Raw genomic sequence first — 4,798 nt, 5'->3', positions numbered from 1 at the left:
TTGGTCAAGTCCTCGACCGATTAGTACTGGTCCGCTCCATGCATCGCTGCACTTCCACTTCCAGCCTATCTACCTGATCATCTCTCAGGGGTCTTACTTCCATATAGGAATGGGAAATCTCATCTCGAGGGGGGCTTCACACTTAGATGCTTTCAGCGTTTATCCCTTCCGTTCATAGCTACCCAGCGATGCGCCTGGCGGCACAACTGGTACACCAGCGGAACGTCCATCCCGGTCCTCTCGTACTAAGGACAGCTCCTCTCAAATTTCCTGCGCCCGCGACGGATAGGGACCGAACTGTCTCACGACGTTCTGAACCCAGCTCGCGTACCGCTTTAATGGGCGAACAGCCCAACCCTTGGGACCGACTACAGCCCCAGGATGCGATGAGCCGACATCGAGGTGCCAAACCTTCCCGTCGATGTGGACTCTTGGGGAAGATAAGCCTGTTATCCCCAGGGTAGCTTTTATCCGTTGAGCGATGGCCCTTCCATTCGGAACCACCGGATCACTAAGCCCGACTTTCGTCCCTGCTCGACTTGTCAGTCTCGCAGTCAAGCTCCCTTATACCTTTACACTCTGCGAATGATTTCCAACCATTCTGAGGGAACCTTTGGGCGCCTCCGTTACATTTTAGGAGGCGACCGCCCCAGTCAAACTGCCCACCTGACACTGTCTCCCGCCACGCTTAGTGGCGCGGGTTAGAGTGTTCATACAGCAAGGGTAGTATCCCACCAATGCCTCCTCCGAAACTAGCGTTCCGGTCTCTACGGCTCCTACCTATCCTGTACAAGCGGTACAAACACTCAATATCAAGCTACAGTAAAGCTCCATGGGGTCTTTCCGTCCTGTCGCGGGTAACCCGCATCTTCACGGGTACTATAATTTCACCGAGTCTCTCGTTGAGACAGTGCCCAAATCATTACACCTTTCGTGCGGGTCGGAACTTACCCGACAAGGAATTTCGCTACCTTAGGACCGTTATAGTTACGGCCGCCGTTTACTGGGGCTTCAATTCTGGGCTTCGCTTACGCTAACTCATCCTCTTAACCTTCCAGCACCGGGCAGGTGTCAGCCCCTATACGTCATCTTACGATTTAGCAGAGACCTGTGTTTTTGATAAACAGTTGTTTGGGCCTATTCACTGCGGCTGACCTTGCGGTCAGCACCCCTTCTTCCGAAGTTACGGGGTCATTTTGCCGAGTTCCTTAACGAGAGTTCGCTCGCTCACCTGAGGCTACTCGCCTCGACTACCTGTGTCGGTTTGCGGTACGGGTGATTTATTTCTAACTAGACGCTTTTCTCGGCAGTGTGATATCAGCCACTTCGCTACTAAAATTTCGCTCCCCATCACAACTTGTCCTTATAGTCGTAAGCATTTCACTCGCGTCAAGACTTGTTGCTTGGACACCCATTTCCAGCCGGGTGCTTGGCTTAACCTCCTGCGTCCCGCCATCGGTCAAACAAAATAAATCAGTACAGGAATCTCAACCTGTTTTCCATCGACTACGCCTCTCGGCCTCGCCTTAGGTCCCGACTAACTCTGGGAGGACGAGCCTTCCCCAGAAAACCTTAGTCATACGGTGGATAGGATTCTCACCTATCTTTCGCTACTCATGCCGGCATTCTCACTTCTAATCGCTCCAGCCGTCCTCACGATCGACCTTCAACGCCATTAGAACGCTCTCCTACCGCGCAACCATACGGTTGCACCCACAGTTTCGGTATTATGCTTAGCCCCGGTATATTTTCGGCGCAGGGTCACTCGACTAGTGAGCTATTACGCACTCTTTAAATGATGGCTGCTTCTGAGCCAACATCCTAGTTGTCTGTGCAACGCCACATCCTTTTCCACTTAGCATAAATTTAGGGACCTTAACTGGTGATCTGGGCTGTTCCCCTTTCGACAATGGACCTTATCGCTCACTGTCTGACTCCCGGAGTAAGATAATTGGTATTCGGAGTTTATCTGAATTCAGTAACCCATGACGGGCCCCTAGTCCAAACAGTGCTCTACCTCCAATATCCATCCTCCGAGGCTAGCCCTAAAGCTATTTCGGAGAGAACCAGCTATCTCCAAGTTCGTTTGGAATTTCACCGCTACCCACAACTCATCCCAGCATTTTTCAACATACACGGGTTCGGTCCTCCAGTGTGTTTTACCACACCTTCAACCTGGTCATGGGTAGGTCACTTGGTTTCGGGTCTACACCAACATACTTAGTCGCCCTATTCAGACTCGCTTTCGCTGCGGCTCCGGCTTTTCACCTTAACCTCGCATGTTAGCGTAACTCGCCGGTTCATTCTACAAAAGGCACGCTGTCACCCATTAACGGGCTCCAACTAATTGTAGGCACACGGTTTCAGGAACTATTTCACTCCCCTTCCGGGGTGCTTTTCACCTTTCCCTCACGGTACTGGTTCACTATCGGTCACTAGGGAGTATTTAGCCTTGGGTGATGGTCCACCCGGATTCCGACGGAATTTCACGTGTTCCGCCGTACTCAGGATCCCAAACGGAGGGTGGTCGATTTCGACTACAGGGCTTTCACCTTGTTTCGCGCAGCTTTCCAGCTGACTTCGTCTATCAACCACTTTGGTAACTCCAATGTCTGGTCCTACAACCCCAAGAAGCAAGCTTCTTGGTTTGGGCTGTTCCCACTTCGCTCGCCGCTACTATGGGAATCGCAATTGCTTTCTCTTCCTGCAGGTACTTAGATGTTTCAGTTCCCTGCGTGTGCCTCTGACATGCTATGTATTCACATGCCAGTAATCACCTAAAGGTGATTGGGTTCCCCCATTCGGAAATCTTCGGATCAAAGCTTACGTATAGCTCCCCGAAGCATATCGGTATTAGTTCCGTCCTTCATCGGCTCCTAGTGCCAAGGCATCCACCGTGCGCCCTTTGTAACTTGACCTTGATCTTTTAAAAGATCGGTCTAGCGATCGAATTTCTATCTAGAAACTCTAACAAATACGCTGTGTTCTCGGCATTTCTTTAAAACAATGATATCCAGTTTTCAAAGAGCAAAACTCTGAGAGGTGATCCTCTCAAAACTAAACAAAGTTTCATGTGATAGGTTTCCGTGATACTTACGTATCTATCCTTAGAAAGGAGGTGATCCAGCCGCAGGTTCTCCTACGGCTACCTTGTTACGACTTCACCCTAATCATCTGTCCCACCTTAGACGGCTAGCTCCTCGAAAGGTTACCCCACCGGCTTCGGGTGTTACAAACTCTCATGGTGTGACGGGCGGTGTGTACAAGGCCCGGGAACGTATTCACCGCGGCATGCTGATCCGCGATTACTAGCGATTCCGACTTCGTGCAGGCGAGTTGCAGCCTGCAGTCCGAACTGAGACCGGCTTTAAGAGATTAGCTTGCCCTCGCGGGTTCGCAACTCGTTGTACCGGCCATTGTAGCACGTGTGTAGCCCAGGTCATAAGGGGCATGATGATTTGACGTCGTCCCCACCTTCCTCCGGTTTGTCACCGGCAGTCTTACTAGAGTGCCCAACTTAATGCTGGCAACTAGTCATAAGGGTTGCGCTCGTTGCGGGACTTAACCCAACATCTCACGACACGAGCTGACGACAACCATGCACCACCTGTCACTATGTCCCCGAAGGGAACGCCTGATCTCTCAGGTTGGCATAGGATGTCAAGACCTGGTAAGGTTCTTCGCGTTGCGTCGAATTAAACCACATGCTCCACCGCTTGTGCGGGCCCCCGTCAATTCCTTTGAGTTTCAACCTTGCGGTCGTACTCCCCAGGCGGAATGCTTAATGCGTTAGCTGCGGCACTGAAGGGCGGAAACCCTCCAACACCTAGCATTCATCGTTTACGGCATGGACTACCAGGGTATCTAATCCTGTTCGCTACCCATGCTTTCGAGCCTCAGCGTCAGTTACAGACCAGACAGCCGCCTTCGCCACTGGTGTTCTTCCATATATCTACGCATTTCACCGCTACACATGGAGTTCCACTGTCCTCTTCTGCACTCAAGTTTCCCAGTTTCCGATGCACTTCTTCGGTTAAGCCGAAGGCTTTCACATCAGACTTAAAAAACCGCCTGCGCTCGCTTTACGCCCAATAAATCCGGATAACGCTTGCCACCTACGTATTACCGCGGCTGCTGGCACGTAGTTAGCCGTGGCTTTCTGGTTGGATACCGTCAACGTCTGAACAGTTACTCTCAAACGTGTTCTTCTCCAACAACAGAGTTTTACGACCCGAAAGCCTTCTTCACTCACGCGGCGTTGCTCCATCAGACTTGCGTCCATTGTGGAAGATTCCCTACTGCTGCCTCCCGTAGGAGTATGGGCCGTGTCTCAGTCCCATTGTGGCCGATCAACCTCTCAGTTCGGCTACGTATCATCGCCTTGGTAAGCCGTTACCTTACCAACTAGCTAATACGCCGCGGGTCCATCCAAAAGCGATAGCTTACGCCATCTTTCAACTTTAGACCATGTGGTCTAAAGGTTTATGCGGTATTAGCATCTGTTTCCAAATGTTATCCCCCACTTAAGGGCAGGTTACCCACGTGTTACTCACCCGTCCGCCACTCGGTTTTAAAGAAGTTGTTCCGAAGAACTCGATCAACAAAACCTCGTTCGACTTGCATGTATTAGGCACGCCGCCAGCGTTCATCCTGAGCCAGGATCAAACTCTCATATAATGAGTTATTTGAATAGCTCGATTTGTTGTTTGCGAATTGACTTCGCTCATGTTTAATTCTCTTCGATTTACATCGAAAAGCCCTATCACATTTACGAAACTTTGTTCAGTTTTCAAAGGAC

General features: G+C 50.8%; 2 rRNA genes. Both read right to left on the bottom strand.

From position 1 onward, the window contains the following. A 23S ribosomal RNA gene (locus EKM90_RS12580) occupies positions 1–2,918 on the bottom strand. A gap of 193 nt (positions 2,919–3,111) precedes the next feature. After that, positions 3,112–4,677 (bottom strand): 16S ribosomal RNA (locus EKM90_RS12575). The 16S and 23S rRNA genes sit together here, the layout of an rRNA operon. Positions 4,678–4,798 lie beyond the last annotated feature (121 nt).

The sequence above is a fragment of the Lacticaseibacillus suibinensis genome (assembly GCF_003946175.1).
In the GTDB taxonomy this organism is placed as follows: Bacteria; Bacillota; Bacilli; order Lactobacillales; family Lactobacillaceae; genus Lacticaseibacillus; species Lacticaseibacillus suibinensis.
Note: the sequence above shows the minus strand (reverse complement) of the source record. Positions and strands in the feature narration are given on the sequence as shown.